Source organism: Bacillus jepli, from assembly GCF_047238305.1.
Classification (GTDB): domain Bacteria; phylum Bacillota; class Bacilli; order Bacillales; family Bacillaceae_L; genus Ferdinandcohnia.
Map to the genome: position 1 here is coordinate 1,486,755 of NZ_JBDFMO010000001.1, position 20,130 is coordinate 1,506,884.

17 protein-coding genes are annotated in these 20,130 nt (G+C 31.9%); 16 read left to right on the plus strand and 1 reads right to left on the minus strand.

The genetic code is table 11. From position 1 onward, the window contains the following. Positions 1–82 precede the first annotated feature (82 nt). The 16 genes from ABC371_RS07445 (at position 83) to ABC371_RS07520 (ending at position 18,828) form a co-directional block, all read left to right on the plus strand. On the plus strand, positions 83–1,927 hold the full coding sequence (locus ABC371_RS07445; protein WP_412896209.1) for a polysaccharide biosynthesis protein: 1,845 nt from the start codon (positions 83–85) through the stop codon (positions 1,925–1,927). 199 nt (positions 1,928–2,126) lie between these two features. After that, a complete protein-coding gene (locus ABC371_RS07450; protein WP_412896210.1) occupies positions 2,127–2,753 on the plus strand; it encodes a sugar transferase in 627 nt (208 codons plus the stop codon). Continuing rightward, positions 2,750–3,550 carry an NAD-dependent epimerase/dehydratase family protein gene (locus tag ABC371_RS07455; protein WP_412896211.1) on the plus strand — a complete coding sequence of 267 codons (801 nt, stop codon included), beginning with the start codon at positions 2,750–2,752 and terminating at the stop codon, positions 3,548–3,550. The genes ABC371_RS07450 and ABC371_RS07455 overlap by 4 nt, the downstream gene beginning before the upstream one ends. 19 nt (positions 3,551–3,569) lie before the next feature. Further along, entirely contained in the window at positions 3,570–4,802 is a 1,233-nt protein-coding gene (locus ABC371_RS07460) for a glycosyltransferase family 4 protein (protein WP_412896212.1), read from the plus strand. Between the two features lie 12 nt (positions 4,803–4,814). After that, a complete protein-coding gene (locus ABC371_RS07465) occupies positions 4,815–5,843 on the plus strand; it encodes a polysaccharide biosynthesis protein (protein ID WP_412896213.1) in 1,029 nt (342 codons plus the stop codon). Continuing rightward, a complete protein-coding gene (locus ABC371_RS07470; protein WP_412896214.1) occupies positions 5,822–6,691 on the plus strand; it encodes an SDR family oxidoreductase in 870 nt (289 codons plus the stop codon). The genes ABC371_RS07465 and ABC371_RS07470 overlap by 22 nt, the downstream gene beginning before the upstream one ends. 18 nt (positions 6,692–6,709) lie before the next feature. Beyond that, positions 6,710–7,834, plus strand: a complete 1,125-nt coding sequence (gene wecB / locus ABC371_RS07475) for a non-hydrolyzing UDP-N-acetylglucosamine 2-epimerase (RefSeq protein ID WP_412896215.1) — start codon at positions 6,710–6,712, stop codon at positions 7,832–7,834. A gap of 2 nt (positions 7,835–7,836) precedes the next feature. Then, the gene (locus ABC371_RS07480) at positions 7,837–9,045 is read left to right on the plus strand and encodes a glycosyltransferase family 4 protein (RefSeq protein WP_412896216.1); all 1,209 of its coding nucleotides are present in this window, start codon (positions 7,837–7,839) and stop codon (positions 9,043–9,045) included. A gap of 36 nt (positions 9,046–9,081) precedes the next feature. Beyond that, on the plus strand, positions 9,082–10,476 hold the full coding sequence (locus tag ABC371_RS07485; protein WP_412896217.1) for a nucleotide sugar dehydrogenase: 1,395 nt from the start codon (positions 9,082–9,084) through the stop codon (positions 10,474–10,476). 2 nt (positions 10,477–10,478) lie between these two features. Further along, a complete protein-coding gene (locus ABC371_RS07490; RefSeq protein WP_412896218.1) occupies positions 10,479–11,453 on the plus strand; it encodes an SDR family oxidoreductase in 975 nt (324 codons plus the stop codon). A 210-nt stretch (positions 11,454–11,663) separates the two neighbouring features. After that, positions 11,664–13,097, plus strand: coding sequence for an oligosaccharide flippase family protein (locus ABC371_RS07495; RefSeq protein WP_412896219.1), 1,434 nt, complete (start codon positions 11,664–11,666; stop codon positions 13,095–13,097). 8 nt (positions 13,098–13,105) lie between these two features. Beyond that, the gene (locus tag ABC371_RS07500; protein ID WP_412896220.1) at positions 13,106–14,302 is read left to right on the plus strand and encodes a glycosyltransferase; all 1,197 of its coding nucleotides are present in this window, start codon (positions 13,106–13,108) and stop codon (positions 14,300–14,302) included. A 34-nt stretch (positions 14,303–14,336) separates the two neighbouring features. Beyond that, entirely contained in the window at positions 14,337–15,575 is a 1,239-nt protein-coding gene (locus ABC371_RS07505) for an asparagine synthase-related protein (protein WP_412896221.1), read from the plus strand. A 1-nt stretch (position 15,576) separates the two neighbouring features. Next, positions 15,577–16,707, plus strand: a complete 1,131-nt coding sequence (locus ABC371_RS07510; protein WP_412896222.1) for a glycosyltransferase family 4 protein — start codon at positions 15,577–15,579, stop codon at positions 16,705–16,707. A gap of 107 nt (positions 16,708–16,814) precedes the next feature. After that, positions 16,815–18,152 carry an O-antigen polymerase gene (locus tag ABC371_RS07515; RefSeq protein ID WP_412896223.1) on the plus strand — a complete coding sequence of 446 codons (1,338 nt, stop codon included), beginning with the start codon at positions 16,815–16,817 and terminating at the stop codon, positions 18,150–18,152. Positions 18,153–18,516: 364 nt separating this feature from the next. Further along, complete coding sequence (locus ABC371_RS07520; protein ID WP_412899295.1) at positions 18,517–18,828, plus strand: transposase; 312 nt, start codon at positions 18,517–18,519, stop codon at positions 18,826–18,828. A gap of 259 nt (positions 18,829–19,087) precedes the next feature. Here ABC371_RS07520 and ABC371_RS07525 read toward each other — a convergent pair whose 3' ends face one another. After that, positions 19,088–20,047, minus strand: a complete 960-nt coding sequence (locus ABC371_RS07525; RefSeq protein WP_412896224.1) for a DNA/RNA non-specific endonuclease — start codon at positions 20,045–20,047, stop codon at positions 19,088–19,090. Positions 20,048–20,130 lie beyond the last annotated feature (83 nt).

A 20,130-nucleotide genomic window follows, 5' to 3' on the forward strand; every position in this document is an offset into this window, starting at 1 on the left:
CATTTCTTTAAATCGGTCATTTAAAAGGGTCTTACGTTTTTATTGCTTTATACATAGAAACGAAGTGAAAGGGGGGAAGGGCTTGTCTTACAGAAAAAGAATAGGATCTTTAGTTATCATTGATTCAATCATCGTATTAACGGCTATTTATATCAGTTATTTTACCTTACAACCTTATTTTAATATTTTTACTAGTGCTGTCTTGTTGATAAGCTCTATTACTCTATTAATAAGCCACCATGTATTCGCGTATGTATACCGTCTATATAAAAGAGCCTGGGAGTACGCGAGTATAGGGGAATTAATCAGTATTGCGAAGGCAGTTACTTTCTCAATTGCGACACTTGGTATTGTACAAGTACTTGCGTTTGGAAATGTATATGTTAGGGTTTTGATGCTTACGTGGATGATGCATATTCTCTTTATCGGGGGATCACGCTTTTCGTGGAGGTTATTTCGTGATGCGTTTTACCGAGAGTCACAGGATAAGAAGAGAACCTTAATTGTAGGTGCAGGGGCAGCAGGAACAATGCTTGTAAGGCAGCTCCAGCAAAACCACGATCTCGACTTAAAACCAATTGCGTTTGTAGATGATGATCTAAAGAAACAGAATCTTCAAATCTATAACCTGCCAGTCTTAGGTGGGATTAATAAGATTGAAGAAATTGTCAAGACCAAGAATATCGAAAATATCATTATTGCGATTCCTTCCTTAAATAAGAAGGAACTAAATGATATTTTTCAGGAGTGTAGTAAGACAAAAGCAAAGACGCAAATCATGCCACTGATTGAAGATGTCATGCTTGGAAAAGTAACTGTAAATAGTATCCGTGATGTCCAGGTGGAAGACCTACTTGGAAGAGAGCCTGTCAAACTAGACACAGAAAGCATTTCTGAATATTTAACAGATAAAACCATTCTCGTTACAGGTGCAGGTGGTTCAATTGGTTCTGAAATTTGTCGACAGGTAAGTTCGTTCAACCCGAAAAAGCTTGTCCTAGTCGGTCACGGGGAAAACAGCATCTACCAAATCGATATGGAGCTGCGTAATAAATACAAACAAAAATTTGAAATTATCCCTGTGATTGGGGATGTACAGGATCGTAATCGAATGTTTGAAGTGATTGAAAAACATTCGCCAGATGTTGTGTATCATGCAGCTGCTCATAAACATGTTCCTTTAATGGAGTATAACCCTAAAGAGGCTGTAAAAAATAATGTGTTTGGTACAAGAAATGTGGCAGAGGCTTGTCATACGTTTGGTGTGAAGATCTTCGTTTTAGTTTCAACCGATAAGGCGGTTAACCCGACGAATGTGATGGGTGCGACAAAGCGAATGGCAGAGTTGGTGATTCAGAATCTTGCTCTTTCGAGCAAGACGAAGTTTGCGGCAGTACGTTTTGGGAATGTGCTTGGGAGTCGAGGGTCTGTGATTCCGTTATTTAAAAAGCAAATTCAAGCGGGTGGACCTGTAACGGTAACACATCCTGAGATGACTCGCTATTTTATGACAATACCGGAAGCCTCACGGCTTGTATTACAAGCGGGTGCGTTGGCTCGAGGTGGAGAGATTTTTGTGTTGGATATGGGTGAGCCGGTTAAGATTGTGGATTTGGCGAAGAACCTTATTACCCTTTCAGGTTACACGCTTGATGAGATTGAAGTTCGGTTTACAGGACTTCGACCTGGGGAGAAGATGTTTGAAGAGTTGTTGAACGAGGATGAGATTCATTTGGATAAGGGGCAAGTTTATCCTAAGATTTATATTGGGAAGACTTATAACCTTTATACGGAAGAGGTGGAGGATATCCTTTCTCATGGACTGGATTTAGAGATTGAAGATTTGAGTAAGAGATTATTAGACTTAGCAAATAATCGAGTGAAGCCGAAAAAAAATAAGTTAGTTTCGGTTATGAAATATAGTTAATGGATCATATGAAGGAGCTATAAAAAGTTTACTTCTCTCATCAACATATATTTTTGGTGAGAGAGGAATATTATAAAAAGTTTTTATTTAATTGCAATAATATAAGTAAGACTGGTAGATTATTAGTTCGTTGGGAGAGTCTAGAAGAGTTTTCAAATAAATACTAATCTACTAATGACTTTTTGAGGGGAGTATTGATATGTATTTAAAGATGAAAAGATTTATGGATGTAATCCTTTCTCTTATTGGACTTATAATGTTATCACCTATTTTTTTAATTCTTACTCTAGCAATTAAAATTGATTCAAAAGGTCCGGTGTTTTTTAAACAAAAACGTGTGGGCATAAAAAAGACACATTTTTATATTCTGAAGTTCCGAACTATGAGAATAGATACTCCAAAGGACACTCCTACTCACTTATTAGGAAATCCAGAACAATATATTACAATTTTAGGAAAGTTCCTTAGAAAAACTTCAATAGATGAACTACCACAAATTTGGAATATTTTTGTTGGGGAAATGAGCATTATTGGACCAAGACCAGCACTTTGGAATCAGTATGATTTGATTGCTGAACGAGAAAAATATGGCGCTAATGAAATCCTTCCCGGTTTGACTGGGTGGGCTCAGATAAATGGAAGGGATGAACTTCCTATTGAAATTAAGGCAAAGTTGGATGGAGAGTATGTTGAGAAAATGAGCTTTTTTATGGATATAAAGTGCTTTTTCCTTACTATAGCTAGTGTTTTAAAAAGAGACGGGGTTATTGAAGGTGGGACATCTTCGGAGAATGAAGTTGCTAGGAATAAGGGGAATATCTCGTGAAAAAAATATTAATAACTGGCCAGAATAGCTATGTCGGGAAAAACCTTGCAAATTGGCTTGGAAGATTTCCTAATAAATATTTTGTAGAATCGATTAGTTTAAGAGATAACAATTGGATGAAAGTGAACTTTTCGGATTATGATGTAGTTGTTCATTTGGCTGCTATTGTTCATAAAAAGGAAAAGCCTGAGATGGAAAATACTTATTTTAAAGTGAATAGAGATTTGCCAATAGAAGTTGCAACCATAGCAAAGAAAGCAGGAGTTAAGCAGTTTATTTTTATGAGCACGATGGCAGTCTATGGTCAAGAGGGTTTAATAGGTAGAAATGTGATTATTACTAAAGAAACGAAGCCGAAGCCGAAGACGTATTATGGAAGAAGCAAATTAGAAGCTGAATATGAATTAGAAAAACTATCACAAGTCAATTTTAAAGTTTTAATTTATAGACCTCCAATGATTTATGGACCAAATTCTCCGGGGAACTATAGGAAATTAGAAAAATTGGCGTTGAAAACACCCATATTTCCAATGATAAATAATAATAGAAGTATGTTGCATATAGATAAGTTATGTCTTTTTATCAATGAAGCTATTGATACAATAGCTGATGGTTTGAGGTTACCGCAAGATGATAAATATTTTAATACTAGTATGCTCGTGAAAAATATTGCTGAACAAAATGGTAGGAAGATTGTTTTGTTAAAATCACTAGGTCTCATTATAAAAATATTAGGTAACAAGTTAAGTCTAACTAGGAAGATTTTTGGAAATTTAGTGTATGAAATTGAAAAATAAGTCGACTGAAGGTGCAACTATGAGTAATGATGTATTAATTTTATGTCAGTATTATTTTCCGGAGTATGTTTCTTCAGCGTTATTGCCAACTCAACTCGCTGAGGAGTTAAATAAAAATAACATCAAAGTAGATGTACTTTGTGGACAGCCTAAAGAATATTTTCATGGGGAAAATGTACCCTATAATGAAGTTATTAATGGGGTAAATATTTTTCGTGTCCAATATAGTACATTTAATAATAAAAAAAAATATGGGCGCTTATTTAATTTCTTTTCTTTTTTTGTCTCGGTTTTTTTGCAAATAAAAAAAATAAAACAATACAAGGTAATTTTTGTTTATTCTAATCCTCCAATTCTGCCACTCATTGCTTATTGGGCATATAGGTTATCAGGAGTGAAATTTGTCTTTGTTGGTTTCGATTTATATCCTGATAATGCTCTTGCATTAAATTCAATAAAAGCTGGTGGTTTAATCGAGAAATTAATGAGATATATAAATGATAAAGTATATTCCAATGCAACAAATATTATTGCTATAAGCGAAGATATGAAAAAATTTATGGAAAGAAAATATATTAATCTCGATCAAGGAAAGGTTAAAGTTATTCCAAATTGGTATACAGGAAAAATTGAAAATAACAGTAATATTTATAATGAGGAATTTAAAAGATTAAGAAGTGAGTGGGAATTAATAATATTATATACAGGAAATATGGGAGAAGCACAGGATCTAGATACAATTGTTGATGGAATTATACAACTAAAAGTTAAAAACCAACACAAAGATATCTTATTTGTTTTTACAGGACACGGTAGTAGAAGTAAAGAGATTCGTGAAAGATTATATAAAAATAATATTAAAAATGTAGAATTTTATGGCTTTCTTGCTGGACAGGATTATATAGATATTCTTAACATTTCCGATATTTGTTTAGTTAGTTTGAAAAAAGGGATCGAAGGCTTAGGAGTTCCAAGTAAAACCTACGGGTATTTTGCTTATGGAAAGCCTGTTATAGCAATAATGTCTAGTGATACTGAATTAGCTACGAACATTAATAATTATAATGCTGGGGTGAGCATTTCCCAAGGAGATATTAATAGATTTTTAGATGTAATACTACAGTATAAAAATAACCCCAATCTTTTAATTAAATCAAAAAATGGATCAATTAAACTCCATGAGGATCTATACAAAAAAAATAAATCTACAGATAAATACTATAATTTAGTTAATCGAATGTTGAAACAATGAGGAGAGAAGATAATGTTTAAAAATAAAACATTACTAATAACAGGTGGTACGGGTTCATTTGGTAACGCAGTTATGGAAAGATTTTTAGATAGTGATATAAAAGAAATTCGCATTTTTTCTCGTGATGAAAAAAAGCAAGATGATATGCGAAAGCAATATAAAAACAATAAGTTGAAATTCTATATAGGGGATGTAAGAGACTTATCAAGTGTAAAAAATGCAATGTATGGAGTTGATTATGTATTTCATGCTGCAGCACTTAAACAAGTTCCTTCGTGTGAATTCTTTCCACTAGAGGCGGTAAAAACAAATATTTTAGGAACTGAAAATGTATTAACTGCAGCAATTGAATATGGGGTGCAAAAAGTAATTTGTTTGTCAACTGACAAAGCTGCTTACCCAATTAATGCTATGGGTATTTCTAAAGCTATGATGGAAAAAGTTTTTGTTGCAAAATCCAAAACAGTTGATCCAAATAGAACTTTAATTTGTGGAACAAGGTATGGTAATGTAATGGCTTCAAGAGGGTCGGTAATTCCATTATTTATAGAACAAATAAAAAGTGACCAAACTATTACTGTTACAGATCCAAATATGACAAGATATCTAATGAGTCTTGAAGAAGCTGTTGAATTAGTAGTGTTTGCTTTCCAAAATGCTGAGGCTGGAGACATTATGGTTCAAAAGGCACCTGCTTGCTTAATCGGAGATTTAGCAATTGCTTTAAAAGAACTTTTTGGATCAAGTAATGAGATAAAAGTAATTGGAACTCGTCATGGAGAGAAGTTATATGAGACTCTATTAACAAGAGAAGAGTATGTTGTTTCAGAAGATTTAGGTGGTTTCTTTAGGGTCCCAGCAGACAAAAGGGATTTAAATTATGAAAAATATTTTGAACAAGGAAACAAAAAACTATCAATAGATCAAGAATATAATTCTCACAATACACACCGCCTAAATGTTGAACAGATTAAAGAAAAGCTATTGCAACTTGATTATGTAAAAGAGGAATTGGCAAAATGGGAGAAAATGTACGTATGAAAATATTAGTTTTGGGTGCTACTGGTATGGCAGGTCATGTGATAGCAATCTATTTTAAAGAGCAGGGACATGATGTTACTGCTTTTTCTAGAAGGGAATTTCCTTTTTGTAAAAATATTATTGGAGATGTTACAGATTTACCTTTGCTAACAGAAACGATAGAAATGGGTCAATATGATGCTGTCATTAATTGTATAGGTATACTGAATCAATTTGCTGAAAACAATAAACATCAGGCTGTTTTTGTAAATAGTTATTTACCACATTATCTAAGCTATGTAACAAAAGATACAAAAACAAAAATTATTCACATGAGTACTGATTGTGTTTTTTCAGGAAATGATGGAAATTATACTGAAAATTCCTTTAGAGATGGAGAAACTTTTTATGACAGGTCTAAAGCTTTAGGGGAATTAGAGAATGATAAGGATTTAACCTTTAGAAATTCAGTTATTGGTCCAGACATAAATAAAAACGGAATCGGACTATTCAATTGGTTTATGAAACAGAGCGGTGAAGTTAATGGATTCACTAAAGCAATTTGGACTGGAGTAACAACAATTACTTTAGCAAAAGCTATGGAGAAAGCTTTAAAAGAAAATTTAACGGGTTTATATAACCTTGTAAATAACCAAACTATTAGCAAATATGAATTGCTTAACCTTTTTAACAAACATGTAAGGAATAACTCTATTAAAATTTTTCCGAATGAATTAGTAGTTCTTGATAAATCCTTAATTAATGGAAGAAGTGACTTTTCATTTGTAGTTCCAAGCTATGATCAGATGGTTAATGAGATGAAAGAGTGGATTTCTGAACATAAAGAGATATATAAACATTATTTTTAATAAAGGATGGGCAATATTATGAAAAAATTGAAACTTATGACAATTGTGGGTACTCGCCCAGAAATAATAAAACTATCAGAGACAATAAAAAAGTGTGATAAATATTTTGAACATATATTGGTTCATACAGGACAAAATTACGATTATGCACTTAATGAAGTGTTTTTTAAGGAACTAGAGCTAAGAGAGCCAGATCATTATTTAGGGGTAATAGGAAATAACTTAGGTCAAACCATGGGTAATGTTTTATCTAAATCCTATGAAATTATGGTCGAACACAAACCTGATGCTATATTGGTTCTAGGTGATACTAATTCATGCTTAAGTGTGATATCTGCTAAAAGATTAAAAATTCCTATTTTTCATATGGAAGCTGGAAATAGATGTTTCGATGAGAATCTACCAGAAGAAATTAATAGAAGGATTGTTGATCATACTAGTGATGTTAATCTTTGTTATTCTGAGCATGCAAGGAAATATTTACATTCTGAAGGTGTAGCTAAAGAAAGAACATATGTAGTAGGGTCACCTATGGCAGAGGTTTTAAATGCAAATATTGAAGAAATTAATAACAGTAAGGTATTAGAAACACTAGGACTTCAAAAAGGAAAATATATTTTACTTTCTGCTCATCGGGAGGAAAATATAGATAATGAGCAAAATTTCATGGAACTAATGAATGCTGTGAATGCGTTGGCTGATTTTTACCAAATGCCAGTTATTTATAGTACCCACCCGAGAAGTAAAAAGTATATAGAACAACGAGGATTTAAATTTCACTCCAATGTAAAAAAATTACAGCCATTTGGTTTTTCCGATTATAATAGCCTTCAAAGTAACGCATTTTGTGTAGTGTCAGATAGTGGTACCCTCGCAGAAGAAGCATCTTATTTTAAATTTCCTGCAGTTTCTGTAAGAACTAGTACAGAGCGCCCAGAAGTGTTTGATAAAGGAAATTTAATTATTGGTAGTATAACAACTGAGCAGGTACTTCAAGCTGTAGAAATGGCAGTAGAGATGAATTCAAATCATGATGTTGGCACCGATGTACCTAACTATGTGGATGTGAATGTAAGTGTGAAGATAGTAAAAATAATTCAAAGCTATACGGGAATTGTTAATAGAATGGTTTGGAGAAAATAAAAATGAAGGTTCTAGTGACAACACATGCTCAAATGTTTCGTACACCAGATGGAGCAGTTTGGACTAATTCAGTATATGGTTATGATTTTTTTAGTAGATATCTGAATGTGTTTGAAGAAGTCAGACTGGTAACACGAATCAAAGATATTAGCTTTAATGAAGTGGGTAGCAGAATCAGGGTTGATGGCCACGGATTAGAATTTTTTTCAATGCCTTTTTATCACGGTCCGTGGGAATATGCGTATAAATTGCGAAAGATTTATTCATCTATTTCTAAAGCAATTGATGGTTGTGATTGTGCAATATTAAGAATACCAGATCAGATGTCATTTCAACTTTTTCCTAAGATACAGAAATTAGGACTACCTTGTGCGGTCGAAGTTGTAGCCCATCCGTGGGAGTTGTACTCACCAGGAACAATGAAGACGATCTTAAGACCTTTTTTAAGATTCCTTTGGGATATCATGCAGAAGAAAGTTTGTAAAAAAGCAGACGGTGTGTCTTATGTAACAAAAGAATATATTCAACAAAGGTACCCTGCAAATATTGATCCAAACAAATCTGATAGGTTTGTAACGTATTATACTTCTGCAAATCTAGATAATTGCTTTTTTCATAGACCTAGAGAGGCTCATTCTTTAAAAAAAGGAGGAGTTCTTAATATAACCCATGTTTCGGGAATTAATAATTCAGCTAAAGGGCACTTTGAATTACTACAGGCATTGCTATTAATTAAAAAACAGGGGAAACTATTTAAAGTTATATTTGTTGGCGGAGGTACAATGCTTAATTACTATAAAGATCTTTGTGAACAGCTCGGTCTTTCTGAAGAAGTTTCCTTCTTGGGGAATGTTTCTAATCCACGAGTTATTGCAAGTATACTAAAAGAGTCAGATTTATTTGTATTTCCAACATTGACAGAAGGACTTCCAAGAGTAGTTTTAGAAGCAATGTCATCTGGTCTTCCATGTATCGCTTCTAATGTTGGAGGTATTCCAGAGCTTTTGTCTGAACGTTGCTTAATTGCACCTAATGATATAGAGGGTCTAGTAAGAAAGCTATTAGAAATTTTCGATGATAAACATTTTTTAGCGGAAGAGAGCATTAAAAATTTTACAAGAGTGAAACAAGAGTATAGGCCAGAAATAGTACAAGAAAAACGAAGAGCTTTTTATTCAAAGTTAAAAGATAAAGTGTTAAATAATATTTAAGGAATTTAATTTGAAATTTTACTGGGAGTGTAATAGATGAGTTTATATAAAGGTCTTTATAATAGATTAATAAATAAAGAAGAAAAACTATCTCTTATTGGTCTAGGCTATGTGGGGATGCCAATTGCAGTTGCTTTTGCTAAAAAGTTAGATGTAATAGGGTTTGATGTGAATACAGAAAAAATAGATTTATATAAAAGTGGTATAGATCCTACAAAAGAAGTGGGAAATGAAGTGCTTAAAAATACTACTATTGAATTCACATCAGAAGAAAACAAGCTTAGAGAGTCAAAGTTTCATATAGTGGCAGTACCTACGCCTGTAAAAGAGGATCGTACACCTGATTTATTCCCAATTGAATCTGCTAGCCGTACATTAGGCAGAAATTTAACTAAAGGTTCAATAGTTGTTTTTGAATCTACTGTCTATCCAGGTGTAACAGAAGATATATGTGTTCCGATATTAGAAAAAGAATCAGGATTAAAATGTGGGGAGGATTTTAAAGTTGGTTATTCTCCTGAAAGAATTAATCCTGGGGATAGAGTTCATAGATTAGAGACTATTGTAAAAGTCGTTTCAGGCCAAGATGAAGAAACATTAGATACAGTAGCAAAAGTATATGAATTGGTTGTTGATGCAGGTGTTCATAAAGCCGCAAGTATTAAAGTAGCTGAAGCTGCGAAGGTAATAGAAAACTCACAACGCGATATCAATATTGCCTTTATGAATGAGCTATCTATCATTTTTAACAAAATGGGAATTGATACAAAAGCTGTACTGGAAGCAGCTGGAACTAAGTGGAACTTCTTAAATTTTTCTCCTGGACTAGTTGGTGGACATTGTATAGGCGTTGATCCTTACTATCTAACATACAAAGCTGAACAAATGGGTTACCATTCCCAAATCATTCTTTCAGGACGAAAAATAAATGATGATATGGGAAAATATATAGCAGAAAGTACAGTTAAAAAAATGATTCAGACAAATAAACAAATAAATGGCGCAAAAGTAGCTATTTTTGGCATCACTTTTAAAGAGAATACGCCTGATGTAAGAAATACAAAAGTAGTAGATGTCGTAAAAGAATTAGAAGAGTATGGAATAGATGTAAAGGTTGTAGATCCTACAGCAAATAAGGAAGATTTATGGCGTGAATACAGAATTAATCTAAGTAAAGTTGAAGATATTAAAGAAATGGATGCTGTAATTTTTGCAGTTCCCCACGAAGAATTTAAAGCAATTAGTTTAGAAAATATTAAAGATATGTTTAAACCAGCTGGAAAAGTTAATTTAGAAATTCTAAACGAAGTAGCTGCAACTTCCGAATTCGGTACAAATATAGATAGAAACGCTTTTGTATTAATAGATATTAAAGGCATGTTTAATCGTAATGAAGCAGAAGATGCGGGATTCGAATATTGGAGGTTATAGTAATGGGATATAAAAATATTAAATTTCCTGTAGGAAGTACCTTTTTAGTAACTGGTTCAGCTGGTTTTATTGGGTCAAATTTAGTAGAAGTCATTCTAAATTTGGGATATAAAGTTAGAGGGTTAGATAATTTTTCAACAGGTAAAAAAGAAAATGTAGAAGAATTTTTAGATAACCCAAATTATGAATTTATTGAAGGAGATATACGTGATTTTGAAACATGTATGAAAGCTTGTAAAGGTATTGATTTTGTGTTGAATCAAGCTGCGTGGGGGAGTGTTCCAAGAAGTATTGAGATGCCAATATTTTATGAAGAGGTAAATATTAAAGGGACATTGAATATGATGGAAGCTGCCAGACAAAATGGGGTTAAGAAGTTTGTTTATGCATCAAGCTCTTCTGTGTATGGCGATGAGCCTAATCTTCCTAAAAAAGAGGGTAGAGAAGGTAATTTATTATCACCTTATGCACTTACCAAAAAAGTAGATGAGGAATATGGCAAGCTTTATACCAAGTTATATGGTCTTGATACCTATGGTTTAAGATATTTTAATGTATTTGGAAGAAGACAAAATCCTGAAGGTGCCTATGCTGCAGTTATTCCAAAATTTATTAAACAATTGCTAAATAACGAGGCTCCAATAATTAATGGTGATGGCAAGCAGAGTAGAGACTTTACCTACATTGAAAATGTAATAGAGGCTAATTTGAAAGCTTGTAATGCATCTCATGAGGCTGCTGGACAAGCATATAATATAGCTTTCGGAGGAAGAGAGTTTCTAATTGATATATATGCCCAATTATTGAATGCATTAGGAAAGGATATTCAACCACTCTTTGGACCCGATCGTAAAGGTGATATTAAACATAGTAGTGCTGATATATCTAAAGCCAAAGAAATGCTAGGATATAATCCCGAATGGAGCTTTGAAAAAGGAATATTGGCAGCTATAGATTGGTATAAAAAAAACTTGTAAAAATGTTTTATTTTATTAATGGAAGGATAAATATAATAATGGAATTTACCAAATTTTTAATTGACCTGTCAAAAATTTAATTGTTTGGGGTTGTCCTTTTTAGTCGACTATTCAGCCATGATGATTAAGTGCACTGATGGATTTTCATGCCTTAAGAAGTTTGCCCTTTCGGACAGTCCCATTCTAGAAAGGGAAATGAGTTTTGTAATCATGAAAAGATTATTTAGAAAAATTAATAGTGAATATTTAGAACTGATTTATCACTTCAAAAATTATTTATCTGTTTCGATATTTACTAAGTTTCTTGCCTTTATTTCAATCCCAATTTTTACTAGACTGCTAGGTCCAGAGGGATATGGTGGTACTAGTATGTTTTTATCGATAGTATCCATAGTTTCTATTTTTGCTGCAATGGGTTTGGATAGCAGTATTAAAAGATATTATTTTGAGGCAGGTAATAATAAAAAGCAGTTTATTAGTAGTAATATAATTGTTGTTTTTGTATTCAATAGTCTGCTAATTCTATTTGTATTAGCATTTCAAGATAAACTAGCTGATATAGTAGAGATACCTAATACTTTATTAATATTAGGATTCTTAGTTGGCATAATGCATGCTTATAAAAGTATAATTTTTGGACTATGGCAAGCAAGTCGATTTAGTGGTCAAATAAGTAAAGTTTCCATTGCAAATGGAACCATTACTATTGTAGTATCTATTATTTTAGTACTGATACTAAATGATTATTATGGGCAAGTATATGGATATTTAATAAGTGCATTGCTTATAAACTTATTTTTATTGAATAAAGTAAAAAATTTATTTATTATTCACTTTGATAAAAAATTAATTAAGTATTCACTTGTAATAGGAATACCTCTAGTATTTAATCAAGTAGCAGGATATGTATTAGTTTTTTTTGATAGATTAGTTATAAATAAATACTATGGGATGAATGAAACTGGAATATACTCATTTGCATATAACGTTGCAATGATTATGGAAATGATAATATTTGCGTTAAATAGTGCGTGGCTTCCAATCTTTTTTAAGAAAATGAATGAAAATGGAATTGAATCTTTAAACCCTTATTTTAAAGTTTTTTCAAAAATAATATTTTTATCTGCGTTAGCACTTATATCATTTTCATCAGAATTACTTATGATTCTAGCAGATGATAGGTACAATACTGCATTGTCAATAGTACCAGTAATAATATTAGGATATGTTTTTAAATTTCTTTATTCATTTTTCTCAAATGTTGAATATTTTTATAAGAAAACCATAGCACTTGCATTCTTTTCAATTTTAGCTGGAGTAGTAAACATAGTATTAAACCTTATTTATGTCCCGTTGTATGGAGGAATTGGAGCTGCTTATACTACTCTCATATCATATGTATTATTATTTCTATTACATTTTTTATATGTAGATAAAGTTTTAAAAGTTAAGGTATTCAGAATCCAAATCTTACTCATACCATTAATTCAATTTGTGATAGGCTTGTTGTTGATAGATACAGTTAGTGGAATAATTGATAACTATGTATTAGTTTTTGTAGTTAAGATAGGAGTTATTATAATTTTAGCGTCAGTGTATTTCTATGGAAATTATTTTAGAACTAAATCAAACTATAAAGGATGAAAGTATAAGTGAAGGAGAATAAGTATTTCTATTGTTTTAAACCGGATTTAGGATCACATATACATTTTTATTCAGGTTGGGTCAATACAGCTAGAAAAAATGGATTACCAATTAAATTAATTTCTTTTGTTAGATTTTATGATTATATACGAAATTATGATAAAGTCAAAGAGTTAAAACGGGAAAATGATGCTGTGATAGTCCCAACCCCAAGAGTATTAAGAAAATTAATCATGATGATATATTTTGTAATAGTATCTATTCGGGCTGAGAGTGTTGTGGTTCATTTAAAAAAAGTGGATCCTAATGTTTTTAAAAAATTAAAGAAAGTTAATTCAAAGATAAAATATATTATTGATATTGAAGGGGATCCAGAAGCTGAAAGAGACTACTTAATTAATCATTCATTCAAACCCGGATTCTATAATGAGATTATTAATAACTTAGAAATTCAAATTATAAACCAAGGTCAATATATGCGAGATAGTAATTATATTTTTTGCGTAACCAATCACTTGAAAAAGAATATTTGTAATAAATTCCCTGAAGTTAAAGGTAAAATAGGCGTTTTACCTACAGGTGTTGATAGTGAAAAGTTTTATTTTGATGGAATATTAAGAGGAAGAATAAGAGTAGAGTTGGGTCTGGAAGATAGATTTATTATTATTTTTACAGGTAATATTTTTTATTCTTGGCAAAACATTCATAGGACTCTTGAAGTTTTTAAAATAATTAAAACTTTAAAACCAAATGCATTTTTAATTTTGCTAATCAAAAAAGATGATATACCGCTTGCCAAGGAATTTATAAAGAAAGTAAACATAAACCCAAAAGATATACTTTTAAGAAATGTATCAAACAATCAGGTAAATGCATTCTTAAATGCAGCAGACTTAGGTATTTTATTAAGGCACGATCACTTGATGAATAAAGTTGCATCACCAGGGAAAATTGGTGAGTATGCAGTCTCTGGACTACCAATCTTAGCAACACGGCCTAGTACTATTTTTGCTGAGAAATTAAGTGACATTGGGCAGATGATATTAATAGAAAACATGGACAGTGATGAAGAAATTAAAAGTAAAATAATAGAATATGATTTTAATAACATTGATAGACTTGAAAATAGCAACGAAAGTATCAGGCTCTTTTCAAATCAATCATATGTGGATGAGTATGTTTATGTAATGCAAAATATAATCTGAAAAATATTATAAATTTGAAAGGCAGAGATTCAAAATGGATTATTTGAGGTTAAATTCTTTTTTAAAACTGGGTTATTTTTTGGATTATATAAATCATAACTATGAATGCAATTTATCAGGCATAAATAAACATAAATATAGTGGAATTAATGAGGAAGAATTAGTTGAGATAGGAACTAACATAACAAAGAAAGCTATTACTGATTTGTTTGCCAAAAATTCAAATAATGTTGTTCCAATTAGCGGTGGGTTTGATAGTAGAGCAATTTTAGCTGGCCTAGTTGAGTGTACGGATGCTAAGAATATTGACACTTATACATTTGGAACACCTGGAACGTTGGATTATGAAATTGGTAATTTCATTGCAAAAAAATTTGGTACAAACCACTATGAGATACCTTTAGGTGAGCATGTTTTTACTATGGATGAGCTGATTGAAACATCATTTAGAACAGATCATCAAACTGTACTATTTTTTACTGCCCCATTGACTAAGATGAAGGCTAAATATTCAAATCATATAAATTGGTCAGGTGCATTTGCTGGGCCACCAACAGGTAATGTGTTATTAAAAAATCCATCGTTAACAGTAGAAGAAGCAAAAACGAAATTTATCAATCATAAATATTCACATGTTAAATCATTAAAACTAACCAACTGTGAAGATGAAGAACTCCATAAACTATTAGCAATGGATTTTATTAACAGTGAAATATTGACATACGATGAACAGTTGCATATTAATTTCGCACAAGGAAAGTGGATTGGACCACATTTGTTAATGGAAGGTTTTAATTATCAAACACCGTTTATGAATCAGGAATGGCTAAATTTTATGTTAAGTATTGAAAACAAATACAGAATAGATCAGTACTTATATAAAAAAATACTATTAAGGGCTTACCCCATTGCCTTTTCTTATAAAACTAAGTCTAATTACGGATGTTCGCTTAGTACACCCCAAAGTATAGTTTATATAAAAAGGGCTGTAGATAAATTTAAAAGAAGTATTAATAAGCGAAGAAAATATTATACTGATCCTTATACAAACTATATCGATTTTAATGCTGGTATTAGAGAAAGAAAAGATTTGAAGAAAATTATTTATGAAAATGTAATGGATTTAACAAATAGAAAATTGGTTGAATGGATTGATATTGAAAGTATTTGGAAGAACCACATTAATAAAAATGGTAACTTTGCAGATGCTCTGCTAGTTTTAGCTTCTCTTGAGATACATCTTAAAGCAATTGAAAGTAAAAGAGGTGAATGATATGGACATTTACTACCTATCAAATTCAAGTATACCGTCAAGAACTGCTAATAGTGTTCATGTAATGAAAATGTGTCAAGCCTTTTTTTCAAGTGGTCATAATGTGACTTTATTTGCACAAGAAAAAAATGATAATAATGATATTTATGAATATTATGGAATCACTTATAAATTCGATTTAATCACGATTTCAAGACCAAATATAAGAGGAATCGGTAGCTTTATGTATGCTAGAACTGTCAGAAAGGTTATTAAAAACAAAAAACTGCCAGATGTCTTTTATGGAAGAGATATATATAGTCTTAGAAAGATTAGTGGATTAGATAAGCCATTTATTTATGAAGCCCATTCAATACCAAGTACGTTTTTTCATAAAAGAATGGAAAAAAGGCTATTTAAAAATAGAAATTTCGCAAGGCTAGTAGTAATTTCAGAAGCTCTAAAAAGTGAGTATTTAAAACAGTTTGATACTTTGAAACAGGAAGATATTATTGTAGCGCCAGATGGAGCTGACTTGCCTCAAAAGAGTGTTGCTATTGATGAGGTTGAAATTTCAAGCGAGAAAGACAATAATTTAAATGTTGGCTATGTTGGACATTTATATTCGGGAAGAGGGATAGAACTTATAATTGAATTAGCATCCCGAATTAAGAATCTAAATTTCCATATTATAGGTGGAATGGATAAAGATATTATTTATTGGAAAAATAAGTGTAAACACTTACGTAATATAAAATTTTATGGATTTATACCAAATGGGAAGTTGAACGAATATTATTCTAAATTTGATATAATGCTAGCTCCATATCAAGACAAAGTGCGTGTTGCTGGAGATAAAGGGGATACAAGTAGGTGGATGTCACCGATGAAGATATTTGAGTATATGGCTTACTCAAAAGCTATAATCTCATCTGACCTTCCCGTTCTTAGGGAAGTATTAAAAAGTGAATATAACTGCATACTATGTTCTCATACGGATGTTGAATCTTGGGAGAAGGCATTATTGATGTTATCAAAAAATGAAGATTTTAGGCAGAGGTTAGGTCAAAATGCTTTTAAATGTCTAAGCAAAAATTATACCTGGAATAAGAGAGTAGATGTTGTTCTATCAAATTTAAATGCTGATATTTAGAGATAAAATAATAGTTAACAATATGGAAAAACTTCTTAAAATTATATTAGTTCTAATAAAAAAACAGTGGTGATAATAATTTTTATAAAATGGAGGTGGAAATATATTTGGTTGGTTTTTCATTATTTATTATTTGGTTTTTTCTCGCAATCATTTCATATATAAAAAATAGGGATATACTCTCCCCTGCTAAGTATTACCTATTCAATATCGGTTTATATTTTGCAGCAATATTTTATAAACCTTACTCTGTATCTATTTATTTTGTCTATCTACTATTTCTAATTATTGGATTTATACTCATAATCTTTGAGCCAATTAATAATGATATTAAGTATAATAAAGTTGATAAGCGAAATTTTTCTTATTTAAATAAGTTTAATATGAGAAGAGCTTTTAGAATAATTTGGTTTTTATCAATTATACCTATAGGAGCACAGTTATATCTTATTTACTATATGGGGGGATTACAGGGATATATTAATAAACTAGGACTAAGAGTTGTTGAATGGCAAGGCATGGGTATAGTTCTTGAAATGATTAATTTATTCAGCATTTTAAATATCTTTTATTTTTCATTGATGATTTGCTATAGTAAACCAAAAAAGTTTGATTGGCTTAAATACCTGTTACATTTTATTGTGTTATTAACAATTGGCTTCCTATCCGGATCTAGAGGGGGATTATTAAGTAATATAGTATTAATGGTTATAGTTTATAATTATTTAAGGTCAAAAATTTCAATTAAAGCCATTGCCACAATTGCAATTGTATTAATCTTAGTTGCTTCAGTTTTGGGAATTGCAAGAAATGGATATAAATTAACTGATGAAGGATTTAGCTCAGGTATTACGAATAATGATGAGCTTTTTAGTTTAGAACACTTTGAGTATGGCATAACCCCCTTAGAACTTATCTATTCAAGTAGTTCACCTTTATACGAATTACAATATGGTTTTACTTTCCTTACACCTGTTACTAATTTAATACCTAGGAAAATTTGGCCTAATAAGCCAGATACTGGTGGTTTAGTGTTTACAAAAATATATACAGGAAATGCATGGGGAGGATATAGTAATTTAGCTCCAGGTATTATTGGCGAAGGTGTTATTAATTTTGGTCGTACTTTCGGAACTTTAGCGGGGATAGCAATTTTTATGGCAGTTATGTTTTGGGTATACCTATTGTATAAAAGAATAACTAGTAAATTATCGAGTGAAAAGATAAATTTAAAAACTATAGCCTTATTAGTTTTTTATTCATTTGTGATAACTACGGTTCCAGGTTTAGTTCAGTCTGAATGGACTAATACAATGTTAAGTGTTTTTCTTAAGGGAATTAAACTACTTTTTATATATATAATTATTCTTAAATTTCCTAATTTTACTCTTTATAAGAAGTCAAAAATAGGATATAATGCTGCCCCCTCTGGGGGGAAAAGCTAATAGTAAAGCTAAACTTCCCCACTAATTGCCGACTTGTACCGTAGAATAATTATTATTCTAAAATCGAGACCTGATCCATATCAGAATGAACTTCATGACCAGACCACCGCCAAGAAAAAAAGTTTAAAGTGTTAATTAATATGGGGTGTTTGTATTTTTACAGGCACCTCTTTAATCTACATTGCTTGCCTTTTTAATTGACGGTACTATTTGATAAATTGAATTCGGAAACGGAAATAGGTTAAAAGAAGGAGTACTTGAATGACATTGAGTGCACAGAATTTGGTTTTCCAGGTACTAAGTATAATATCACTGCAAGGGTAACCGAAGATCTTCACTATTTTATCATCTTGATGATTACTTTATCTATATAGAAATCCTCGCGTTTGTACACTCCATGTATCATTTTACACTTCATTCCTATTGCTGGAGGACCAACCATATTCATCTTCAAATTCAAACTACAAATTTCCATATTAAATTGATCATGAAAGAAATGCACTCCAGGTATGCCATTTATTTTAATAAGAAATATCATTATGATGGTCATGTTTTTCAAGCTAGATATGGAGCAGTGACTATCGATACAGATCAATATTTACTTGAAGTTAGTCGTAACATTCATCGGAACCTTCATGAGGCAAAGATGATAAAAAAGTTATCATCCTATGAATAGAGTAGTTATGAGTATTGCGTATAGATTGAGCCAGTTATGCGGAGTTTTCATCCATTGTTTGCGGCTGAATGAGCCATGACATGCGGGATGGGACCCACTAGAACGGAGTTCCATTCTAATGGCTTATTATCCTATCTAATTCTTTTTATACTCTAATTGCCTGTCAACTTCATGTTTTCAGTTTGAACGCAGGAGGTAATACATATCCTCTGCTATATGTTTTCAAAACCGGGGCCTCACCTCCCCCGTTGTGAGGGACTTACTCACCCACCATACCATCGTTATCACGATCGTCCATATAGGGGTATAACCAATGTTCACTCGTTATTGGCATACTAAAACCTGCTGCTTTTGCTTCTTTAATCGTCACTTGTCCATTACCGTTTGTATCAATACTAGAAATATCACCGTTTGTATTTGGATTAGTTGAACTTGTGTTTGAACTGGTTGAATTAGAAGGTTTGCTGCCTGTTAAACCGAGTGACGCGTTTACTTCATCAGGGTTTAAATTGTCAAATGTATCAACGATCACATTACCCATTAAAGTATAGGTGTACTTATAAATTGAAGGAATCTGTGTTTCTGTATTCGGATATGTGATAATTGCTTCAAAGTTAGTAGCTCCACCTGCCCTACGGATCGCATCTTCCATATAAGCCTGGTCACCATGTCGGTTGAGCGTACTCTCTTGCGGGGTAATATTATAAGCATTCGATACCCCTCCGAGAGAATCAGCAATGATATGTCCTTCATCTAAAACGTCACTTTCGACACCAGGAACTTTTGCCTCATCAGAATAGTATCTGCCAGACGATAATACAGGTTCGTTATTGTCATCCTGTAGAATGATTTCGTCAGCAATGACACGTACTAGTTGCCCGTATTCATTAGTAAATGCCCAATATTCACGGTCCCCATAGCCAATGTCAACGACGACGTTAGGTTCACGATATCCAGACAAATCACCACCATCAACTTCAATAAGTTTGTATCCTGAGAACAATTCATTATTTGGTTGGCTTGGTGTTTCCTCTACTACTGGTTCGTCAACAACCGTAGTGATAACTTCTTCTTTTTCGGAATTTTCTTCTGTATTAACTGTGGTTACTTCTTGTGGCTCTGTTTCTACATCTGTAATGGATGCATCTTCTACGTTGGTGCAACCAAACATAAAAATGACCATTAAAAGTAAGATTAAATAGTTCATTTTCTTTTTCATTCTAGGACTCTCCTATAATATTTCATATTGTTCATTCCAAAAAACTCTGAATGATAACATAGATTAACACTATTAACCTATTG

What these genes read in the sequence shown, in the direction of transcription:
- ABC371_RS07490 (WP_412896218.1), top strand. Translation starts at nt 10,479, where the DNA reads ATGGGATATAAAAATATTAAATTTCCTGTAGGAAGTACCTTTTTAGTA.
- ABC371_RS07485 (WP_412896217.1), top strand. Translation starts at nt 9,082, where the DNA reads ATGAGTTTATATAAAGGTCTTTATAATAGATTAATAAATAAAGAAGAA.
- ABC371_RS07480 (WP_412896216.1), top strand. Translation starts at nt 7,837, where the DNA reads ATGAAGGTTCTAGTGACAACACATGCTCAAATGTTTCGTACACCAGAT.
- ABC371_RS07510 (WP_412896222.1), top strand. Translation starts at nt 15,577, where the DNA reads ATGGACATTTACTACCTATCAAATTCAAGTATACCGTCAAGAACTGCT.
- ABC371_RS07505 (WP_412896221.1), top strand. Translation starts at nt 14,337, where the DNA reads ATGGATTATTTGAGGTTAAATTCTTTTTTAAAACTGGGTTATTTTTTG.
- ABC371_RS07470 (WP_412896214.1), top strand. Translation starts at nt 5,822, where the DNA reads ATGGGAGAAAATGTACGTATGAAAATATTAGTTTTGGGTGCTACTGGT.
- ABC371_RS07465 (WP_412896213.1), top strand. Translation starts at nt 4,815, where the DNA reads ATGTTTAAAAATAAAACATTACTAATAACAGGTGGTACGGGTTCATTT.
- ABC371_RS07525 (WP_412896224.1), bottom strand. Translation starts at nt 20,047, where the DNA reads ATGAAAAAGAAAATGAACTATTTAATCTTACTTTTAATGGTCATTTTT.
- ABC371_RS07460 (WP_412896212.1), top strand. Translation starts at nt 3,570, where the DNA reads ATGAGTAATGATGTATTAATTTTATGTCAGTATTATTTTCCGGAGTAT.
- ABC371_RS07450 (WP_412896210.1), top strand. Translation starts at nt 2,127, where the DNA reads ATGTATTTAAAGATGAAAAGATTTATGGATGTAATCCTTTCTCTTATT.
- ABC371_RS07495 (WP_412896219.1), top strand. Translation starts at nt 11,664, where the DNA reads ATGAAAAGATTATTTAGAAAAATTAATAGTGAATATTTAGAACTGATT.
- wecB (WP_412896215.1), top strand. Translation starts at nt 6,710, where the DNA reads ATGAAAAAATTGAAACTTATGACAATTGTGGGTACTCGCCCAGAAATA.